Here is a 17697-nt window from a genome sequence, read left to right as displayed (position 1 = left end):
CGCCTCCCCGTGTGCTGACCACACTGTGCGCGATACATTGTGACAATGCAAGGCCCCCGACGGGTGCCTGTCCGGAACCGGATCGGAGAAGACGGTGGCGATCCAGCACGCGGTCCTGGCCCTCCTCGCCCGCGGCCCGAGCTACGGCTACGAGCTGAAGGGCGCGTTCGAGGCGGCGGTCGGACCGCAGTGGGGCCCGCTCAACATCGGGCACCTCTACCAGATCCTCGACCGGCTCTCCCGGGACGGCCTCGTGGTCGCCGAGCGGAGGTCACAGCCGGTCAAGCCCGACCGGGTCGTCTACGAGATCACCGCCGACGGCCGCGCCGAACTCGACCGTTGGTTGACCGCGCCCAGCCCGCGCAGCGGCGGCTTCCGGGACGACTTCTTCCTCAAGGTGACCGCCGCGGCCCGCTCCGGCGAGGCGTCCGTCGTCCGTTCCGTGCTCACCAACCAGCGCGGCCATCTCCTGCGCGAGCTGCGCAACCTCGACGGGTTGCGCCGCCGGGCCGACGACCCCGTGGTCCGGCTGCTGCTGTCGGCCGCGGGCCGGCACGTCGAGGCCGACCTCGCCTTCGTCGACGACGCCGAGGCGGCGCTGCTCGCCGACGGCGGCGTCACGCTCGCCGGCCTCGCCGACGCGCCCCCGTCCGACCGGTCCGCCGGGCGAGCGGCTCGGGCCGACCCCATCGACGCGGCGGCCCGGCCGGACGACGGAACCGGCCCGACGCGGGCCGCCGGCTGACGCGCGAGCCGGTCGCGACGCGTCGGTCAGGCCGCCAGTCGGCGCAGGAAACGGTCGGCCAGCTCGGTCACCGCCTCGGCGTCCAGCTCCCGCGCCGGGCCGGCCACCGTCACCTCGGCCAGCGCCAGCCCGGGCACCTCGGTGTCCCGCCAGCCGCCGACGAACCACGCCCGCTCCTCCTCGGCCAGGGCGAGGTTCGCCGCGTTCAGCGCCGCCGCCGGGTACGGCAGCCAGAACCGGAACTGGTGGGTGTGCGGCGGCGTCGGGTGGACCCGGGCGCCGGGCAGGGCGGCCAACGCCTCGGCCACCACCTTCGCGTGCCCCACGTGCCCGGGCAGCTCCGGCAGCTCCCGGGTCAGCCCGGCGAGCGCGGCCAGGGCCGCCGGCCACTGCTGGAACAGCGTGCCGCCGTAGCGGTGCCGCCAGGCGCGCGCGTGGCGGGCCAACTCCGCGTCCCCGGCCAGCGCCGCCCCGGAGTGGCCGCCGAGCGACTTGTAGAACGAGACGTACGTGCTGTCGGCCAGCGCCGCGATCTCGGCCGTCGAGTAGCCGAGGTGGACGGTCGACTCCCAGAGCCGGGCGCCGTCGAAGTGCACCCGGACGTCCCGGGCCCGGGCCGCTGCGACCACGGCGACCAGCTCGTCCCAGGTCGGCAGCACGAACCCGGCGTCCCGCAACGGCAGCTCCAGGAAGAGCGTGCCGATCGGCTCGTCGAGCGCGGCGACCTCGGCGGCCGTCGGGTTGCGCGGGGCGGCCGTGGTCGACACCGCGCGCACGCCGGCGAGCAGCGCGTACGCGTCGCGTTCGTGCACCAGCGGGTGGCTGAGCGGGTGCAGCCCGACCCCGGCCCGGCCGGTCAGCTCCGCCCCGTGCCGCATCGCCACCTGCTGCGCCATCGTGCCGGAGGGGAAGAACACCGCGGCCTCCGCGCCGAGCAGCTCGGCGACGCGCAGCTCCAGCTCCGCCACCGGCCCGCCCTCGCCGTAGAGGTCGGGCAGGTCGTCACCGGCCACCGCGCCGAGCGCGGCGAGCTGCTCCCGCACCGACGTCGGGCGTACGCCGGAGAGCATTGTTGTGCAGCCGCGCTGGGCGGCGAGCCGCCGCAGCCGTTCGGCGTGTCCGTCGCTCATCCGTCCTCCCGGAGCCGGCGCAGCCGGGTCACCGCCTCGGCGAGCACCTCCGGCCGCTTGCAGAACGCGAACCGGACGAGCCGGCGGCCCGCCTCCACGTCGTCGTAGAAGACCTGTGTCGGCACCCCCACCACGCCGCAGCGCTCCGGCAGGGACCGGCAGAACTCCACCCCGTCCCGGCCGCCGAGCGCGCCGATGTCGGCGGTGACGAAGTAGGTCCCCTCGGGCGGGAGGACACCGAAACCGGCGTCGGCGAGCCCGGCGACCAGCTGGTCCCGGCGGCGTTGCAGGTCGTCCCGGAACCCGGTGAAGTAGGCGTCGGGCAGGCCGAGGGCCACCGCCACGGCCGGCTGGAGCGGGCCGGCGTTGACGAACGTGAGGAACTGCTTCACCCGCAGCACCGCCGCGACCAGCGGTGCCGGCCCGCTCACCCAACCGACCTTCCAGCCGGTGCAGGAGAACGTCTTGCCGGCCGAGGAGATGCGCAGCGTCCGCTCCCGCATGCCCGGCAACCCGGCCAGCGGCAGGTGCGGCCCGGCGGCGTCGGTGTAGACGAGGTGCTCGTAGACCTCGTCGGTGACCGCGTAGACCTCGTGCTCCCGGCACAGCCCGGCGACCACTGCCAGCTCGTCGGCGGTGAAGACCTTCCCGGTCGGGTTGTGCGGCGAGTTCAGCAGCACCAGCCGGGTACGCGGACCGAACGCCGTGCGCAGTTCGTCCGGGTCGAAGGCGTACCGGCCGTCGGCGCCCGGTCGCAGCGTCACCGGGCGGCGGACCGCGCCGGCCAACGCGATCGAGGCCGCGTACGAGTCGTAGTAGGGCTCGAAGCAGACCACCTCGTCACCCGGCTCGCAGAGGGCGAGGATGCTTGCCGCGACCGCCTCGGTGGCGCCGGCGGTCACCACGACCTCGCCGTCCGGGTCGTAGTCCAGGCCCCAGAACCGGCGTTGGTGGGTCGCGACGGCCGCGCGCAGGGCGGGGATCCCCGGACCCGGCGGGTACTGGTTGTGGCCGCCGCGCAGCGCCTCGGCGGCGGCGGCGAGCATCTCCGGCGGGCCGTCGGTGTCCGGGAAGCCCTGCCCGAGGTTGACCGCGCCGGTGCGCACGGCCAGCGCCGACATCTCGGCGAAGACGGTGGTGCCGAACGGCCGCATCCGGGCCACCAGGGGATCGGTCGTCGTCACGGCGGCCAGCCTACGGCCCACCTCCGACGCGTCACCAGCCGAAGCAGGTCGCGCCCCACCGGCCGGAGTTCCGGTACACCTCCCGGCCGTCGACGGTGATCCGGCAGGTCACGTCGCCGGCGTCGGGTCCGGCCGGGGTTGCGGTGACCTGCACCCGCTCGCGGTTGTTCGCGGTGAGGCGCAGGCGCCAGGGCGAGGCCACGTCGTCGAGGTGGAGCAGGTTCTCGCCCGCGTCGTAGAACTGCACGTCCACCGGGCCGGTCGCGGTCACCTCGTAGACGACGGTGAACCGTCCGGGCCCGCCCGACGGGGTGGTCACCGGCGCCGTGGGGGTCGGCTCCTCGACGATCCCGTCCGGGTCGTCGAGGTACGGGTCGTCATAGGGTTCCCCGGACGAGGTCGAGTCGTCCACGAACGCCCCGAGCACGCCCAGGCCGACGCAGCCGCAGAAGGCCAGCACCAGCGCGGCGACCACGGTGACCACCAGGCCGACCGCCCATCCACCGGTGGACCGGCGCGGGGTCCCGCCGGGATACGCGTACGGCGGCGGGTACGGCCCGGGCGGGTACGCCCCCGGCGGATAGGCGGCCGGCGGATAGGCCGCGGGCGGATAGGCGGCCGGCGGCCAACCGGGCGCGGCCGGGCCACCGGGCGGCGGCCCGCCGGTGTCGCCGGGCGACGGGACGGCCGGGTCGCCGGACCAGCCGGCGGGTGGGACGGCCGGTCGGGGGTGGCCGGCCGCTTCCGGCGCCGCCCAGCCCGCGCCGCCGGCCGGTGCCCCCGTCGGTCGGCCCGGTCCTTGGTTGACGCCCTGCCCGGGGGTGTCGGGCCGGTCGGTAGGGCCGGGCGTGCCGGCAGGGTCGGATGTGCCGGAGTGATCGCCGGTCCAGGGGCCCGGTGCCCAGGTCGGCGGCGACCACGGGGCCGGCGGCGTCCACGGCTGCGGGGCGGCCAGCGGGTCGGGCGGCGTCCAGGACGATGCCGCGGGCGGCGCGATCGGGTCGCTGGGCGTCGCGGCCGGGTGGGCCGGTGTCGGGGGTGGGTCGCTCGGCCCGGAGCCCGGCTCGGGGGCGGGGGTCGTTTCGGACATCGGCTCAGCTCACAGGGGTACGGCGCGGACGTCCGCGGAGGGGTGGGCGCGGCCCTCAATGTAGGGCGTGCCAGCCACCCCCGCGGCCCCGCCGCTCACGTCGACCGGTCAGCGCGCCGGGTGAGATGAGCAATTTTGTCCGACCCGCTCCATCCGCTCACCGGTTCGCTCATGTTCAGTGATCGTTAACCCGCCTTCCGAGCACGCGCGGTGAGCGAAACTCGGCTAGGCTGCGGACCATGTGTGGAATCGTGGGTTACGCCGGTGCGCGCCCGGCGCTCGGCATCGTGCTCGACGGACTGCGGCGGCTGGAATACCGCGGCTACGACTCGGCCGGGGTCGCCGTCGTCTGCGACGACGAGCTGCTGACCGAGAAGAAGGCCGGCAAGCTGGCCAACCTGGAGAAGGTCCTCTCCGAGCGGGCCGCGAGCAACCCCGAGGACTGCGCCGCCAGCCCGATCGGCATCGGCGACGGCACCACCGGCATCGGCCACACCCGGTGGGCCACCCACGGCGGGCCGACCGACCGCAACGCCCACCCCCACCTCGCCCCCGACGGCCGGGTCGCCGTGATCCACAACGGCATCATCGAGAACTTCGCGAAGCTGCGCGCCGAGCTGGAGGACGAGGGCGTCGAGTTCGCCAGCGACACCGACACCGAGTGCGCCGCGCACCTGATCGCCCGCGCGCTGGCCGACCTGCGCTCGGCCGGTGAGACCGACAGCCCGCAGCTCCTCGCCGCCGCCATGCGGGTGGTGTGCGCCCGTCTGGAGGGTGCGTTCACGCTGCTCGCCGTCGACGCCGGCATCCCCGGCGCGGTGGTCGGCGCCCGGCGCAACTCGCCGCTGGTCGTGGGCCGGGGCGACGGCGAGAACTACCTGGCCAGCGACGTGGCGGCGTTCATCGAGCACACCCGGGACGCGGTCGAGCTGGGGCAGGACCAGATCGTCCTGATCACGCCGGACAGCATCGACATCACCGACTTCGCCGGCCAGCCGGCGAGCGGCAAGGACTTCCACATCGACTGGGACTCGTCGGCCGCCGAGAAGGGCGGTTACGACTGGTTCATGCTCAAGGAGATCGAGGAGCAGCCGCAGGCCATCGCCGACACGCTGCTCGGCCGGCTCACCGAGAGCGGTGAGATCGCGCTCGACGAGGTCCGCCTCAGCGAGCAGGACCTGCGTGACGTCGACAAGATCTTCATCGTCGCCTGCGGCACCTCCTACCACGCCGGCCTGGTCGCGAAGTACGCCATCGAGCACTGGACCCGCATCCCCTGCGAGGTGGAGCTGGCCAGCGAGTTCCGCTACCGCGACCCGGTGCTGGACCGGTCCACCCTGATCGTGGTGATCTCGCAGTCCGGCGAGACGATGGACACGCTGATGGCGCTGCGCCACGCCAAGGAGCAGAAGGCCCGCGTGCTGGCCATCTGCAACACCAACGGCTCCACCATCCCGCGTGAGTCCGACGCGGTGCTCTACACCCACGGCGGCCCGGAGATCGCGGTCGCCTCCACCAAGGCGTTCCTCACCCAGGTCGTCGCGTGCTACCTGATCGGGCTGCACCTGGCCCAGGTGCGCGGCATCAAGTTCGCCGACGAGGTGGGCGCGGTGGTGGCCCAGCTCCAGGAGATGCCGGGCAAGCTGCGGGAGCTGCTGGATCGGATCGAGCCGGTCCGCGAGCTGGGCCGCGAGCTGAAGTCCGAGCCGACGGTGCTGTTCATCGGCCGGCACGTGGGCTACCCGGTCGCCCTGGAGGGTGCGCTGAAGCTCAAGGAGCTGGCGTACATGCACGCCGAGGGCTTCGCCGCCGGCGAGCTGAAGCACGGCCCGATCTCGCTGATCGACCAGGGCACGCCGGTGATCTGCATCGTGCCGTCGCCGGTCGGTCGGGGCATGCTGCACGACAAGGTCGTCTCCAACATCCAGGAGGTGCGCGCCCGGGGCGCCCGCACCATCGTGATCGCGGAGGAGGGCGACCAGGCGGTGGTCCGCTACGCCGACCACCTGATCTACGTGCCGCGTACGCCCACGCTGCTGGCGCCGCTGGTGACGACCGTGCCGCTCCAGGTGCTCGCCGCCGAGATCGCCGCCGCCCGGGGGCACGACGTCGACCAGCCGCGGAACCTCGCCAAGTCGGTCACTGTCGAGTAACCCACCCGTTCCGGCCCCCTCCGCCCCACGACGGAGGGGGCCGCGTCGTCTCACCCACCCAGCACGATCCGCGCCATCCCGTCCAACGCCGGGTTGTCGGGATCCCAGTAGCCGGTGTGGCCGTGCGGGGCGCTGGGGAAGCGCCGGCCGCCGAAGCCCGGGCCGCTCGGGTCGGCGCCGAACCACAGCCGCCCGGCGTGCGGGTCGAGCGCGGCCAGCGCCGGACCGAGCGGCGTGCCGGCCAGCAGGGTCCGGCGGGCCAGTTCGTCCGGTGGACGGGCCAGCCGGATGACGTCGTCGGGCGCGGTCGCCGCCCACACCTGCCCGGCCGGCATCCGCAGCTCGGTGGCGTGGTCGACGCCCACCCCCGGGGACCCCACGAAGACCAGCGCGTCGGCGCCCAGGCCGTGGTCCCGGGCGGCGGCGCCGACCACCACGGAGCCGTAGCTGTGCCCGAGCACGGTCTGCCGGGCCGGCGGTCCCTCGTGCGTGGCCCGCAACCCCTCCTGGAAGCGGTGCAACGCCGGCCCGGCGTCCTCGGCCTGCCGGGCGCCGGCCGCCTCGGTGAGCCGGTCCGGCGCGTCGTAGTCCAGCCAGAGCACCGCCGCCGTCTCCGCGCCCGGCCCGATCGCGTCGCACCGCTGGAGCACCCGGGCGGCCCGCCCCAGCTCGGCCGGCGCGTCGGCGAGGTCCGAGGTCATGCCCGGCACGTAGGTCAGCACCGCGCCGGCCCGGTCCGGGTTGCCGAGCGCCACCACCGCCCGCCCGTCCCCGGCCGGGTCGAGACCCAACAGGTACGCCCGTGGCGCCCCGGGCGCGGCCAGCCGCTCGGCCAACCCGTCGAGCCCGCGCAGCGCCGCCTCCACCCCGGCCAGCCGGGCACGGCGGGCCACCTCGAACGGCACCGCCGGCAACGGGCGCGACAGGGCGATCCGACGGGCGAGCAGCTCCTCCCGCCGGTCGGCGAGCAGGAGTCGGTTGGCCTGGTCGCGGGCGGTCACGGGCACCCCGTCGAGCCGGCCCACCCGGCCCGGCTCCCGCCCGACCAGCCACCGCCGTTCGGCCGGGCTCAGGCCGGCCCACCAGCGGCTCACCTCGGCCGGCCCGGCGCCCGGCCCGGGCCGCCAGGCCGGTGGCACGCTCACCCAGCCGCGTGCCGCCGCCGTGGTCAGCTCGGCCAGCCGGCCGGCGGCCTCCCGGTCCGCCGCACCGGCCAGCGTCAGCGCGTCCCGGATCCCGGCCCGTGCGCGCACCACCGCCGGGCCGGCCCGGTCGACGGGCCGGCCGGGAGGCGACCGGACGGCGCCGTGGCGGTCCACCAGCAGGCCGCCGCTCTCGGCCCGGGCCACCTCGGCGCCGAGCCGTGCCTTCGCGACGCCCAGCCGGGCGCCGAACTCGGCGAGCGCCTGGTCGGCCTCGACCAACGCCGGCAGCACGTCGGTGAGCGCCGTCCGCAGCTCTCCGATCCGCCCCTGGGCGGCCGTGGACGCGACACCGGTCCAGCCCGGGCGGAGTTTCTCGACCCGGGCGGTCAGCCCGTCGGCGCGGCGGCGCACCGGGCCGGCGAGCCCACGCCAGGCCGCGCCGGCGGCGGGCCAGGCGACCGGGTCGGCCCGCCAGAGCTGCGCGTAGCCGGCCGGTGCGTCCCGGTCCGGGGCGGAGGCCGGCGCGGGGCGCGAACGCGGCGCGCTCACCGGGAGATCCCGGCGAGGCGGTGGGCGGCCCGGTCGTCCACCGCGTCGTAGCCGTCGGCCCCGGCGCGCAACGCCTCGGCGGTGTCGGCGACCCGGGCCGCCAGCGTGCCCGACCAGCGCTGCACCGCCGCCTCCAGGTCGGCCAGCGCACCGCCCGACCGCCAGCCGTCCGCCGGTGCCACCAGCAGCGGTTCCGACGCCTCGCCCGGCAGAGCGGCCAGCCGGCGCGCGTCGTCGCCCAGCTCCCGCGCCTCCGCCCGCAGCAGTTCCGGATCGACGTCGAACGGCTCCTCCACCACGTGCCCTCCCCGCCTCGACCGGCCCCACCGGCCGGCTCCGCACGGCGACGACGCTAGGCGGAACGGTGGTGGCGCCGTCGACCCTGTGGACAACGGGCGAGGTTTTCCACAGGCGCGTTCGTGGGCGGGTTCCGGGCACCTGCCGCCGGTAGGGTGAGGCCTGATCGAGACCCGCGCGCGGGCCCTCGGTCGACCACCGGCACGGTGATCGGCACGCCGGACGGGCGGCACGACGAAACGGGACGGGGTGGCATGAGACCGGTGTGGCGGGTCGCGGACGTTCGCGCGGCGGAGGCGGGTCTGATGGCCACCCTCCCGGCCGGGGCGTTGATGCACCGGGCCGCGGCCGGGCTGGCCCGGCGGTGCGCGCTGTTGCTCGCCGACCGGGGCGGCGTCTACGGCGCCCGGGTCCTGCTGCTGGTCGGCTCCGGCGACAACGGCGGCGACGCGCTCTACGCGGGCGCGCACCTGGCCCGCCGGGGCGTCGCGGTCGCCGCGCTGCTCCTCACCCCCGGGCGGGCACACGCCGACGGTCTGGCCGCGCTGCGTGCCGCCGGCGGGCGGGTGGTCGACCGGCCGCCCGCCGTGGTCGACCTGGTGCTCGACGGCATCGTGGGCATCGGCGGTGCCGGTGGTCTGCGGGAGACCGCCGAGCAGCTCGCGGCGAGCCTGGCCGGGCGTTGTGGACGCGACGGCACGCGCGCCACGGTGGTCGCGGTGGACGTGCCGAGCGGCGTCGCGGTCGACACCGGGCACGTCCCGCTGACCGACGCCGGCCGGCCCTGCGCCGTCCGCGCCGACGTGACCGTGGCCTTCGGCGCGCTCAAGCCGGCCCTGGTGGTCGGCCCGGCCGCCGCGCTGGCCGGGCAGGTCGAGCTGGTCGACATCGGGCTGACGCCGTGGCTGCGCGGCTCGCCCGCGCTCCGGGTGACCGAGTGGTCGGACGTGGTCGACTGGTGGCCCGCGCTCGGCCCGGCGTCGGAGAAATACTCGCGGGGCGTGGTCGGGGTGGCCACCGGGTCGGCCACCTATCCGGGCGCGGCGGTGCTCTCGGTCGCCGGTGCGCTGGCCGGTCCCACCGGCCTGGTCCGCTATGCCGGGGGTGCCCGCGCCGAAGTGGTCCACCAGCACCCGTCGGTGATCGCCACCGGCCGGGTCGCCGACGCCGGGCGGGTGCAGGCCTGGGTCTGCGGGTCCGGGCTCGGCACCGGCGAGGAGTCCGCCGCCGAGCTGCGCGCGGTGCTGGCCGCGCCGGTGCCGGTGGTGCTGGACGCCGACGCGTTGACCCTGCTCGTCGACGGCAAGCTGGCCGACCGGCTGCGCGGCCGGGACGCCCCGATCGTGGTGACCCCGCACGACCGGGAATACGCCCGGCTCTGCGGCGAGATGCCGGGGGAGGACCGGGTCGCGGCGGCGCTGCGGCTGGCCGCCTGGATGAACGCGGTGGTGCTGCTGAAGGGCGATCGGACGATCGTCGGCACGCCCGACGGGCGGGCGTACGTCAACCCGACCGGCACCCCGGTGCTGGCCACCGGTGGCACCGGCGACGTGCTGGCCGGGCTGCTCGGCTCGCTGCTCGCCGGCGGCCTGGCCCCCGAGCGGGCGGCCGCCGCCGCGGCGTACCTGCACGGGCTGGCCGGTCGGGAGGCGGCGCGCGGCGGCCCGGTGACCGCACCCGACGTGGCCGCCGCATTGCGCCCGGTGCTGGCCCGACTGGGCTGATCCGGGCGCGGCCGTGACGCCGGCCGCGCGGCTCACGGCCACGATGATCACCGGCGGAAGTAGGCTGGGGGTATGTGGCAGTCGGAGGTGCGCGTCGATCTCGACGCGATCCGGGAGAACGTGGCCCGGCTCAAGGCCGGCACCAGCGCCGAGCTGATGGCGGTGGTGAAGGCCGACGGATACGGGCACGGCATGGTGCCGGCGGCCCGCGCGGCGCTCGACGCCGGGGCGGACCAGCTCGGTGTCTGCACCCTGGACGAGGCGCTCCGGCTGCGCCAGGAGGGGATCACCGCGCCGGTCCTGGCCTGGCTGCTCGATCCGGGCCTGCCGCTGCACGACGGCATCGCGGTCGGGGTCGACCTGGGCTGCGCCAGCCTTCCCCAGCTCGACGAGATGATCGAGGCGAGCCGCCGGGCTGACCGCCCGGCCCGGCTGCACCTCAAGATCGACACCGGGTTGTCCCGGGGCGGGGCCACCGTGGCCGACTGGCCCACCCTGCTGGAGGCCGCCGCGAAGGCCCAGGCCGACGGTCTGGTCGAGGTGGTCGGCGTGTGGAGCCACTTCGTGTACGCGGACTCGCCCGGCCACCCCACCACCGACCGCCAGCTCGCCGTCTTCCGCGAGGGGCTGGAGATGGTGACCCGCGCCGGCCTGCGGCCCCGCTACCGCCACCTGGCCAACTCGGCGGCCACGCTGACCCGGCCGGACACCCACTTCGACCTGGTCCGTCCCGGCATCGCGGTCTACGGTCTGTCGCCGATCGCGGGCGAGCGGTTCGGCCTGCGGCCCGCGATGACGGCCCGGGCCCGGGTGATGCTGACCAAGCGTGTCCCGGCCGGCACCGGCGTCTCCTACGGCCACACCTACCTCACCGAGAACGAGAGCAACCTGGCCGTGGTGCCGCTGGGCTACGCCGACGGGGTGCCCCGGCACGCCTCGAACACCGGTCCGGTGCTGCTCGCCGGCGAGCGGCGGACCATCTCGGGGCGGGTCTGCATGGACCAGTTCGTGGTCGACTGCGGCGACGACGAGGTGGCCGCCGGGGACGTGGCGACGCTGTTCGGCAGCGGCGCGGACGGCGAGCCCACCGCCGACGACTGGGCCGAGGCGGTCGGCACCATCAACTACGAGATCGTGACCCGCTTCGGTGGGGTGCGGGTGCCCCGCGTCTACGACGGCGAGCGCGTATGAACCTGCGGGTGCCCCGTCCGCGCAGCGCCGCCGGCAAGGTCGCCGGCCTGGTCGGCGCGGCCGTCGGGGTGGCCGCGGCCGGGCTCGCGGCGGGCGTGGTCAGCGAGCGGGTGCTGGTCCGCCGGCTCAAGAACGACCCCGCCGACCGGTACGCCCACGAGGTCTTCGACCAGCAGCGCTACGACGAGGCGTACGAGCTGGAGATGCCGGACGGCACCGACATCCACGTCGAGGTGGTCGAGCCGACCCGGCCGGTCCCCGGCCGTCCGACCGTCGTGCTCGTGCACGGGTTCTGCCTCGACATGGGGACGTTCCACTTCCAGCGCAAGCTGCTCACGGAGCGCGGGGACTACCGCGTGGTCGCGTACGACCAGCCGGGGCACGGCCGTTCCGGGAGGCTGGAGTCCGGCGAGTACGACCTGGTCGCGCTGGGCCGCACGTTGCGCCGGGTGCTCGACGAGGTGGCGCCGGAGGGGCCGCTGGTGCTGGTCGGGCACTCGATGGGCGGCATGACCATCATGGCGCTCGCCGAGATATACCCGGAGCTGTTCGGCGACCGGGTGGTCGGCACCGTGCTGATGGCCACCTCCGGCGGCCTGGCCGCGGAGACGAAGCTGGTGGCCCCCGCGCTGCTCGGCCGGGTCGGCGCGCCGGTGCTCTACATGATGAGCAACGCCACCCGCTACGGCGGCACGGTGATCGACAAGGCCCGCAGGTCGACGTCGAACGTGGCCTGGCTGCTCACCCGCAAGTACGGCTTCGGCACCCCGAAGCCCAGCCCGGCCCTGGTGTCGTACGTCGAGACGATGAACTCCCGTACCTCGGCCGACACCGTCACCCGCTACCTGCGCACCCTGGCCACCCACTCGCGCTTCCCGGCGCTGGCCGCGTTGGCCGGCACGCCCGTGCTGGTGATCGTGGGGGACAAGGACATGATCACGCCGGTGACGCACTCCGAGGAGATCGTCCGGCGGTTGCCGCACGCCGAGTTCGTGAAGATCCACGACAGCGGGCACGTGGTGATGCTCGAGCACGCCGACGACGTGAACGCGGCGCTGGAAAGGTTCCTGGAATCCCTGTGACGGTGGAGCTGACGACCCTCGACGACACGCACCGGTTCGGCCGCCGGCTGGCCGGCGTGCTGCGCGCCGGCGACCTGCTGCTGCTCAGCGGCCCGCTGGGGGCCGGCAAGACCGCGCTGACCCAGGGCATCGGCGCCGGCCTCGGCGTCCGCGGGGACATCACCTCGCCCACGTTCGTCATCGCCCGGGTGCACCGGCCGGACCCGGCGCGCGGCGGCCGGGTGACGCTCGTGCACGCCGACGCCTACCGGCTGGGGGAGTCCGCCGACCCGCGCGCCGAGATCGACGACCTCGACCTGGACGCCTCGGTGGACGAGGCGGTCACCGTGGTGGAGTGGGGCGAGGGGATGGTCGAGCAGCTGGTCGACGCGCACCTGCGGGTCCGCATCGACCGGCGCGACGACGACACCCGGGTGGTCACCCTGGAACCGGTCGGCGGCGACTGGGCGGCGAGGCTGGCGACCCTCGGCTGAGCGCTGTCGTACCCGCTGCCTAGAGTCCCGGGGACGACTGCGAAAGGTTGCCGATGCCCGACGACGCCCCCGCCCTCGACCTGTTGGCGCTCCTGCCCGAGCCGTGGCGGGAGGCGATCGCCCCGCACCTCGACCCGGCCCGCACCGCGGCGCTGGCCGAGTTCGTCGCCCGGGAATACGCGACCGCCACGGTCTTCCCCCCGGTGGAGGACCTGTTCTCGGCCTACCGCCTGTGCGGGCCGGCCCAGACGCGGGTGCTCATCCTCGGGCAGGACCCCTACCACAAGGCGGGGCAGGCGCACGGGCTGAGCTTCAGCGTGCGTGAGGGCGTGACGGTGCCGCCGTCGCTGCGCAACGTCTTCAAGGAGCTGGGCGAGGACCTGGGCGTGCCGAAGCCGCGCAGCGGCAACCTCGACGGCTGGGCGGCGCAGGGCGTGTTGCTGCTCAATTCGGTGCTCACGGTCCGCCAGGCCACGCCGGGCTCGCACGCCAACCGGGGCTGGGAGGAGTTCACCGACGCCACCATCAGGGCGCTCGACGCGCTCGACCAGCGGGTGGTGTTCCTGCTCTGGGGCGGCTACGCCCGCAAGAAGGCGGCGCTGGTCACCAACCCGCGGCACGTGGTGTTGGAGGCCGGGCACCCGAGCCCGATGAACCCGCGCGGCTTCCTCGGCAGCCGCCCGTTCAGCGCGGCCAACAAGGCGCTCGCCGACGCCGGCCTGCCCACCGTCGACTGGGAACGCTCAGCCGGCTGAGTCGTCCGGCGCCTCGCCGGCTGCGGCGAGGCGCCGCCGGTGCCGGCGGAGCAGCTCGGCCGTGCGCGGGTCCGTCACCTCGATCTCGACCAGTGGCTCGACCGGGTACGTACGCTCTCCGAGGCGGATCTCGACGGGCTCGGGCAGCTCCTCGCACATCCGGGCGCGCAGTTCGCCGTGGCGGGTCCGCCAACGGTGCGCGCCCGGCTCCTCGGGCTCCGGGTGCATCCCGCCCCACTCCTCCCAGCGTGCGTTCCACCGCTGCGCGTGGGCCCGCTCCAGCCACTCGGTGAAGCGGGGCGCGTCCCGCCAGCGCACCGCGATCTCGACCGCGTCCACCGGCAGCGGAGCGCCCTGGAGCAGGGCCGCCGTGCCGCCGGTCAGCACGTACGGCAGGTCGTCCAGGGCGTCGATGGTCCGGTCCAGCCCGAGATCCGCGATCCGGTCGGTCAACGCAGTCCCGGCTGCTTTGTCGAGCGTCGCGTCGAGGTGGCTGTCCAGCGGCTCCACCTCGATCCGGAGCTGGCGCCCGAGCGCGCCGAGCAGCCGTTCCACGGTCGGCAGGCTCGGTAGCCGGTCGCCCCGCTCGATCCGGGCGACGGCGGCCTGGCTCAGCCCCGCCCGCCCGGCCAGCGCCTGCTGGGTCAGTCCCGCCTGTTCCCGCTCGTGCCGGACGGCGTGGGCGACCTGCCCGGCGAGGCGACTCTCGGTCATCCCGAAAGGATGGCACCTCAGTTTCGAGCGATATACCGCTCAGTCATAAATATGACCCAGCGGTATATCGCTCTCGAGGGGTGCCGTGACCCGACGGCGTCACCGTCCGTCGCGGGCGCGGGCGCGGGCGGCGGCGGCGAGGGCGTGGCCTGACCGGCCGGGCGGGACGGCTAGGCTGGCTAACCGTGCTCGTACTCGTGGTGGACTCCTCGACGCCCGCGGTGACCGCGGCGCTGGTCGAGGTCTCGGCGGCCGGCGTCGCGGTCCGCGCGTCCCGGTGCACGGTCGACGCCCGGGCCCACGGCGAGTTGCTCGCGCCGCAGGTCGACGCGGTGCTGGCCGACGTGGACGCGCGCCCGGCCGACCTGGCTGCGATCGTCGCCGGGCTCGGCCCGGGGCCGTTCACCGGGCTGCGGGTCGGCCTGGTCACCGCCGCCACCATGGCCCAGGTGCTCGGCATCCCCACGTACGGTGTCTGTTCTCTCGACGGGATCGGTCACCCGGCGGCCGCCGGCGACCCGGTGCTGGCCGCGAGCGACGCGCGCCGCCGGGAGGTCTACTGGGCCGTCTACGACGGCGCCGGCGAACGCGTCGCCGGGCCGGACGTGGCGGCGCCGGCGGTGGTCGCGGAGCGGGCCCGGGACCTGGCGGTCGGCGTCGCGGTCGGCGACGGCGCGCACCGGTACGCGGACGTGCTCGGGCTGCCGGTGCGCGAGGAGCCCCGGTACCCGGACCCGCTGGCGCTGGCCCGCCTCGCCGCCGAGCGGATCCGCGCGGGCGCCCCCGGTGAGCCGCTGACCCCGCTCTACCTGCGCCGACCGGACGCCGTCGCGGCCACCGGCCACAAGCCGGTCCTGCCGTGAGGATCGGCCGGTTCCGCTGGTGGCACGTCGAGGAGGTGCTGCCCCTCGAGGCGGACCTGTTCGGCGCCGAGCAGTGGTCCCCGGCGATGTTCTGGAACGAACTCGCGAACGGGCACTTCTACCTGGTGGCCACCGACGACGACGGCGCCGTGCTCGGCTACGCCGGGCTGGCCGTCTACCCGCCCGACGAGGCGTGGGTGCAGAACGTCGCGGTCCGCCGGGACGTCCAGCGTCGGGGTGTCGGCCGGCAGCTGCTGGAGGCGTTGCTCGCCGAGACGGCCCGGCGGGGCGTCCGCAACACGCTGCTGGAGGTCGCCGCCGACAACGCCCCGGCCCAGCGCCTCTACGCCACCCACGGCTTCGAGCCGATCGGCGTGCGGCGCGGCTACTACCAATCGAGCAACACCGACGCGCTGGTCATGCAGCGCACCGAGGACTGACGAGCATGGCTGACGAACCCCTGATCCTCGGCATCGAGACCTCCTGCGACGAGACCGGCGTGGGCATCGTGCGCGGGCACACGCTGCTCGCCGACGCGCTGGCCTCCAGCGTCGAGGAGCACGCCCGGTTCGGCGGGGTGGTGCCCGAGGTGGCCAGCCGGGCCCACCTGGAGGCGATCGTGCCGACCATGGACCGGGCGCTGCGCGAGGCCGGGGTCACCATCGCGGACATCGACGCGATCGCGGTGACCTCCGGACCGGGCCTGGCCGGCGCGCTGCTCGTCGGCGTCGCCGCCGCGAAGGGCTACGCGGTGGCCGCGGAGAAGCCGGTGTACGGGGTGAACCACCTCGCCGCACACGTGGCCGTGGACACGCTGGAGCACGGACCGCTGCCCGAGCCGGCGATCGCGCTGCTGGTCTCCGGCGGGCACTCCTCGCTGCTGCGCGTCGACGACCTGGCCCGGGACGTGGTCCCGCTCGGCGCGACCATCGACGACGCGGCCGGGGAGGCGTTCGACAAGGTGGCCCGGCTGCTCGGGCTGCCGTTCCCCGGCGGACCGTACATCGACCGCGAGGCGCGGGCCGGCGACCCGGCGGCGATCGCCTTCCCGCGCGGGCTGACCGCCGCGAAGGACCTGGTCGGTCACCGCTTCGACTTCTCCTTCTCCGGGCTGAAGACGGCGGTGGCCCGGTGGGTGGAGGCGCGGCAGCGGGCCGGCGAGCCGGTGCCGGTGGCCGACGTGGCGGCGTCCTTCCAGGAGGCGGTCTGCGACGTGCTGGTCGGCAAGGCGCTGGACGCGTGCCGCAGCAGCGGCATCGACACGCTGGTGATCGGCGGTGGGGTCGCCGCCAACTCCCGGCTGCGGGCCATGGCCGAGCACCGGGCCGACAAGCACGGCGTCCGGGTGCGTACGCCCCGGCCGAAACTCTGCACGGACAACGGCGCGATGGTGGCCGCGCTCGGGTCGCACCTGGTCGCCGCGGGCGTCGCGCCGAGCCGGCTCGACCTGCCGGCCGACTCCGCGATGCCGCTGACCGTGGTCAGCGTCTGAACGGGGAGGGGACCGACATGATCGTCCGGATGTGGGAGGCGAAGGCCGAGTCGTACGGCTTCGCCGAGCTGATCACCTGGGTGTGCGAGACCGCGCTGCCCGAGTTCGAGCACGACCCGATGCACGTCTCCAGCGAGGTGTTCTCCTCCACCGACCACCGGCTGGTGGTGATCTCCAAGTGGCGGAGCAACCCGCGTGAGCTGCCCGAGCCGCCCATGCGCCTGGTCGCCCGGCCGCCGCACAGCTGGGACTTCACCCAGGTCGACCGCTGACCGTACGAGAAAAGGGGCCCCGGTCGACGACCGGGGCTCCGACGTCCCTCAGGCGCGGCGCATCAGCCGCCAGGTCGTGTACCCGCCGGTGCCCAGCGCGATCAGGAAGACCGCCCACACGATCCCGGTGCCCACCTGGAGCCCGCCCCCGCTGCCCACGTTCGCCTGGGCGGCCGCGACCAGCGAGTCGCTCTGCGCCGGGGGGAGCGCGGGCGGCGGCAACTGCTGCCAGCGGACCAGTCCGGTGCTCTCCAGCATGGTCATGTGGTCGTTGACGAACTTGTTGGCGTCCTCGGCGAGCTTGCGCACGATCGGATCCTTGGTGCTGGCCCGGACCGCGCCGATCACCGGGAAGATGTTGCCGTGGGCGACCCGGAGCCGGGTGACGAAGATCTGGTCGAACTGCGCGCCGTTGGCGTTCTGCATCTCGGTCAGCCAGCCCTTCTGCTGGGCCGTCGGGTCCGTCGGCAGGACCGCCCCCAACTTGTTGGCCGCCTCGACCACCAGCTGGTCCAGCACGCCGTGCTGGCGGGCGATCTCCGCGCCGACCTCCCGGACCCGGGGGGACTTGCCCTTCTCCGCGGCCATCGTCCCGGCCGGCATCTCCCAGAGCCCGGCCAGCCGTACGCCGTTGAGCAGCGTCATGTCGGCGGCGTTCATCTGCACGCCGGGGTTGGGCGCGGCCAGCGCCGCGCCGGGAAGGACGCCGATCCCCGCGCCGATCGCGACGAGCAGCAGGGTCACCCGGTGCGCCAGCCGGCGACGTGCGGATTCCAGCGATGCCATGGTTGGGTTGCCTCCTCGGTCCGGACCGCTTCGTGGGGTCGCGGACGGCCGA

General features: G+C 75.3%; 18 protein-coding genes. 11 read left to right on the top strand and 7 right to left on the bottom strand.

Annotated features, from left to right (window positions below):
- The first annotated feature begins 94 nt into the window (after nt 1–94).
- Complete coding sequence (locus tag ACN27B_RS05510) at nt 95–745, top strand: PadR family transcriptional regulator (protein ID WP_099163662.1); 651 nt, start codon at nt 95–97, stop codon at nt 743–745.
- Nucleotides 746–771: 26 nt separating this feature from the next.
- On the opposite strand, the gene ACN27B_RS05505 is transcribed toward ACN27B_RS05510, so the two are convergent.
- Genes ACN27B_RS05505 through ACN27B_RS05495 form a run of 3 tightly spaced genes read right to left on the bottom strand, consistent with a single transcriptional unit; the run spans nt 772 to nt 4149 of the window.
- On the bottom strand, nt 772–1875 hold the full coding sequence (locus ACN27B_RS05505; RefSeq protein WP_422743772.1) for a threonine aldolase family protein: 1104 nt from the start codon (nt 1873–1875) through the stop codon (nt 772–774).
- A complete protein-coding gene (locus ACN27B_RS05500; protein ID WP_422743770.1) occupies nt 1872–3059 on the bottom strand; it encodes a pyridoxal phosphate-dependent aminotransferase in 1188 nt (395 codons plus the stop codon). Before ACN27B_RS05500 ends, ACN27B_RS05505 begins: the two co-directional genes overlap by 4 nt.
- 31 nt (nt 3060–3090) lie before the next feature.
- Nucleotides 3091–4149: an MmpS family transport accessory protein gene (locus ACN27B_RS05495; protein ID WP_422743768.1), complete on the bottom strand. Its 1059-nt coding sequence runs from the start codon at nt 4147–4149 to the stop codon at nt 3091–3093.
- Between the two features lie 239 nt (nt 4150–4388).
- On the opposite strand from ACN27B_RS05495, the gene glmS reads away from it, so the two are divergent.
- Nucleotides 4389–6302, top strand: coding sequence for a glutamine--fructose-6-phosphate transaminase (isomerizing) (gene glmS / locus ACN27B_RS05490; protein WP_099163666.1), 1914 nt, complete (start codon nt 4389–4391; stop codon nt 6300–6302).
- Nucleotides 6303–6352: 50 nt separating this feature from the next.
- Here glmS and ACN27B_RS05485 read toward each other — a convergent pair whose 3' ends face one another.
- Together ACN27B_RS05485 and ACN27B_RS05480 are read right to left on the bottom strand one after the other, a co-directional pair.
- A complete protein-coding gene (locus tag ACN27B_RS05485) occupies nt 6353–7996 on the bottom strand; it encodes an alpha/beta hydrolase (RefSeq protein WP_422743765.1) in 1644 nt (547 codons plus the stop codon).
- The gene (locus tag ACN27B_RS05480) at nt 7993–8295 is read right to left on the bottom strand and encodes a hypothetical protein (protein WP_422743763.1); all 303 of its coding nucleotides are present in this window, start codon (nt 8293–8295) and stop codon (nt 7993–7995) included. Before ACN27B_RS05480 ends, ACN27B_RS05485 begins: the two co-directional genes overlap by 4 nt.
- A 252-nt stretch (nt 8296–8547) precedes the next feature.
- Here ACN27B_RS05480 and ACN27B_RS05475 point away from each other — a divergent pair, with 252 nt between their 5' ends.
- From ACN27B_RS05475 to ung, 5 genes are all read left to right on the top strand, one after another.
- Nucleotides 8548–10017: an NAD(P)H-hydrate dehydratase gene (locus ACN27B_RS05475; RefSeq protein WP_422743761.1), complete on the top strand. Its 1470-nt coding sequence runs from the start codon at nt 8548–8550 to the stop codon at nt 10015–10017.
- Between the two features lie 72 nt (nt 10018–10089).
- Entirely contained in the window at nt 10090–11208 is a 1119-nt protein-coding gene (gene alr, locus ACN27B_RS05470; protein WP_099163670.1) for an alanine racemase, read from the top strand.
- Entirely contained in the window at nt 11205–12290 is a 1086-nt protein-coding gene (locus ACN27B_RS05465; RefSeq protein ID WP_091570275.1) for an alpha/beta fold hydrolase, read from the top strand. The genes alr and ACN27B_RS05465 overlap by 4 nt, the downstream gene beginning before the upstream one ends.
- Nucleotides 12281–12763, top strand: coding sequence for a tRNA (adenosine(37)-N6)-threonylcarbamoyltransferase complex ATPase subunit type 1 TsaE (tsaE, locus tag ACN27B_RS05460; RefSeq protein WP_098747404.1), 483 nt, complete (start codon nt 12281–12283; stop codon nt 12761–12763). The genes ACN27B_RS05465 and tsaE overlap by 10 nt, the downstream gene beginning before the upstream one ends.
- A 53-nt stretch (nt 12764–12816) precedes the next feature.
- A complete protein-coding gene (ung, locus tag ACN27B_RS05455; RefSeq protein ID WP_099163672.1) occupies nt 12817–13518 on the top strand; it encodes a uracil-DNA glycosylase in 702 nt (233 codons plus the stop codon).
- Here the strand turns inward: ung and ACN27B_RS05450 are convergent.
- Nucleotides 13507–14232, bottom strand: a complete 726-nt coding sequence (locus tag ACN27B_RS05450; RefSeq protein WP_422743758.1) for a helix-turn-helix domain-containing protein — start codon at nt 14230–14232, stop codon at nt 13507–13509. The genes ung and ACN27B_RS05450 overlap by 12 nt on opposite strands.
- A 185-nt stretch (nt 14233–14417) precedes the next feature.
- On the opposite strand from ACN27B_RS05450, the gene tsaB reads away from it, so the two are divergent.
- From tsaB to ACN27B_RS05430, 4 genes are read left to right on the top strand one after another with little or no spacing between them, the layout of a single operon-like run.
- Nucleotides 14418–15095: a tRNA (adenosine(37)-N6)-threonylcarbamoyltransferase complex dimerization subunit type 1 TsaB gene (gene tsaB / locus ACN27B_RS05445; RefSeq protein ID WP_099163674.1), complete on the top strand. Its 678-nt coding sequence runs from the start codon at nt 14418–14420 to the stop codon at nt 15093–15095.
- On the top strand, nt 15092–15535 hold the full coding sequence (rimI, locus tag ACN27B_RS05440) for a ribosomal protein S18-alanine N-acetyltransferase (RefSeq protein ID WP_099163675.1): 444 nt from the start codon (nt 15092–15094) through the stop codon (nt 15533–15535). Before tsaB ends, rimI begins: the two co-directional genes overlap by 4 nt.
- A 5-nt stretch (nt 15536–15540) precedes the next feature.
- Nucleotides 15541–16587: a tRNA (adenosine(37)-N6)-threonylcarbamoyltransferase complex transferase subunit TsaD gene (gene tsaD, locus ACN27B_RS05435; RefSeq protein ID WP_091570297.1), complete on the top strand. Its 1047-nt coding sequence runs from the start codon at nt 15541–15543 to the stop codon at nt 16585–16587.
- A 17-nt stretch (nt 16588–16604) separates the two neighbouring features.
- The gene (locus ACN27B_RS05430; RefSeq protein ID WP_422743755.1) at nt 16605–16859 is read left to right on the top strand and encodes a hypothetical protein; all 255 of its coding nucleotides are present in this window, start codon (nt 16605–16607) and stop codon (nt 16857–16859) included.
- A 48-nt stretch (nt 16860–16907) separates the two neighbouring features.
- Here the strand turns inward: ACN27B_RS05430 and ACN27B_RS05425 are convergent, their stop codons facing one another.
- Nucleotides 16908–17645, bottom strand: coding sequence for a DUF4142 domain-containing protein (locus ACN27B_RS05425; RefSeq protein ID WP_091570304.1), 738 nt, complete (start codon nt 17643–17645; stop codon nt 16908–16910).
- Nucleotides 17646–17697 lie beyond the last annotated feature (52 nt).

This window comes from Micromonospora sp. WMMD754 (assembly GCF_049315235.1).
Lineage (GTDB): Bacteria > Actinomycetota > Actinomycetes > Mycobacteriales > Micromonosporaceae > Micromonospora > Micromonospora sediminicola.
This window is presented reverse-complemented; position numbering and strand designations above follow the sequence as displayed.

Bases quoted from the DNA above. Each gene is read 5' to 3' on its own strand.
- ACN27B_RS05425 (WP_091570304.1), bottom strand. From the start codon at position 17,645: ATGGCATCGCTGGAATCCGCACGTCGCCGGCTGGCGCACCGGGTGACC.
- ACN27B_RS05430 (WP_422743755.1), top strand. From the start codon at position 16,605: ATGATCGTCCGGATGTGGGAGGCGAAGGCCGAGTCGTACGGCTTCGCC.
- ung (WP_099163672.1), top strand. From the start codon at position 12,817: ATGCCCGACGACGCCCCCGCCCTCGACCTGTTGGCGCTCCTGCCCGAG.
- glmS (WP_099163666.1), top strand. From the start codon at position 4,389: ATGTGTGGAATCGTGGGTTACGCCGGTGCGCGCCCGGCGCTCGGCATC.
- tsaD (WP_091570297.1), top strand. From the start codon at position 15,541: ATGGCTGACGAACCCCTGATCCTCGGCATCGAGACCTCCTGCGACGAG.
- ACN27B_RS05450 (WP_422743758.1), bottom strand. From the start codon at position 14,232: ATGACCGAGAGTCGCCTCGCCGGGCAGGTCGCCCACGCCGTCCGGCAC.
- ACN27B_RS05495 (WP_422743768.1), bottom strand. From the start codon at position 4,149: ATGTCCGAAACGACCCCCGCCCCCGAGCCGGGCTCCGGGCCGAGCGAC.
- ACN27B_RS05465 (WP_091570275.1), top strand. From the start codon at position 11,205: ATGAACCTGCGGGTGCCCCGTCCGCGCAGCGCCGCCGGCAAGGTCGCC.
- alr (WP_099163670.1), top strand. From the start codon at position 10,090: ATGTGGCAGTCGGAGGTGCGCGTCGATCTCGACGCGATCCGGGAGAAC.
- ACN27B_RS05475 (WP_422743761.1), top strand. From the start codon at position 8,548: ATGAGACCGGTGTGGCGGGTCGCGGACGTTCGCGCGGCGGAGGCGGGT.
- ACN27B_RS05505 (WP_422743772.1), bottom strand. From the start codon at position 1,875: ATGAGCGACGGACACGCCGAACGGCTGCGGCGGCTCGCCGCCCAGCGC.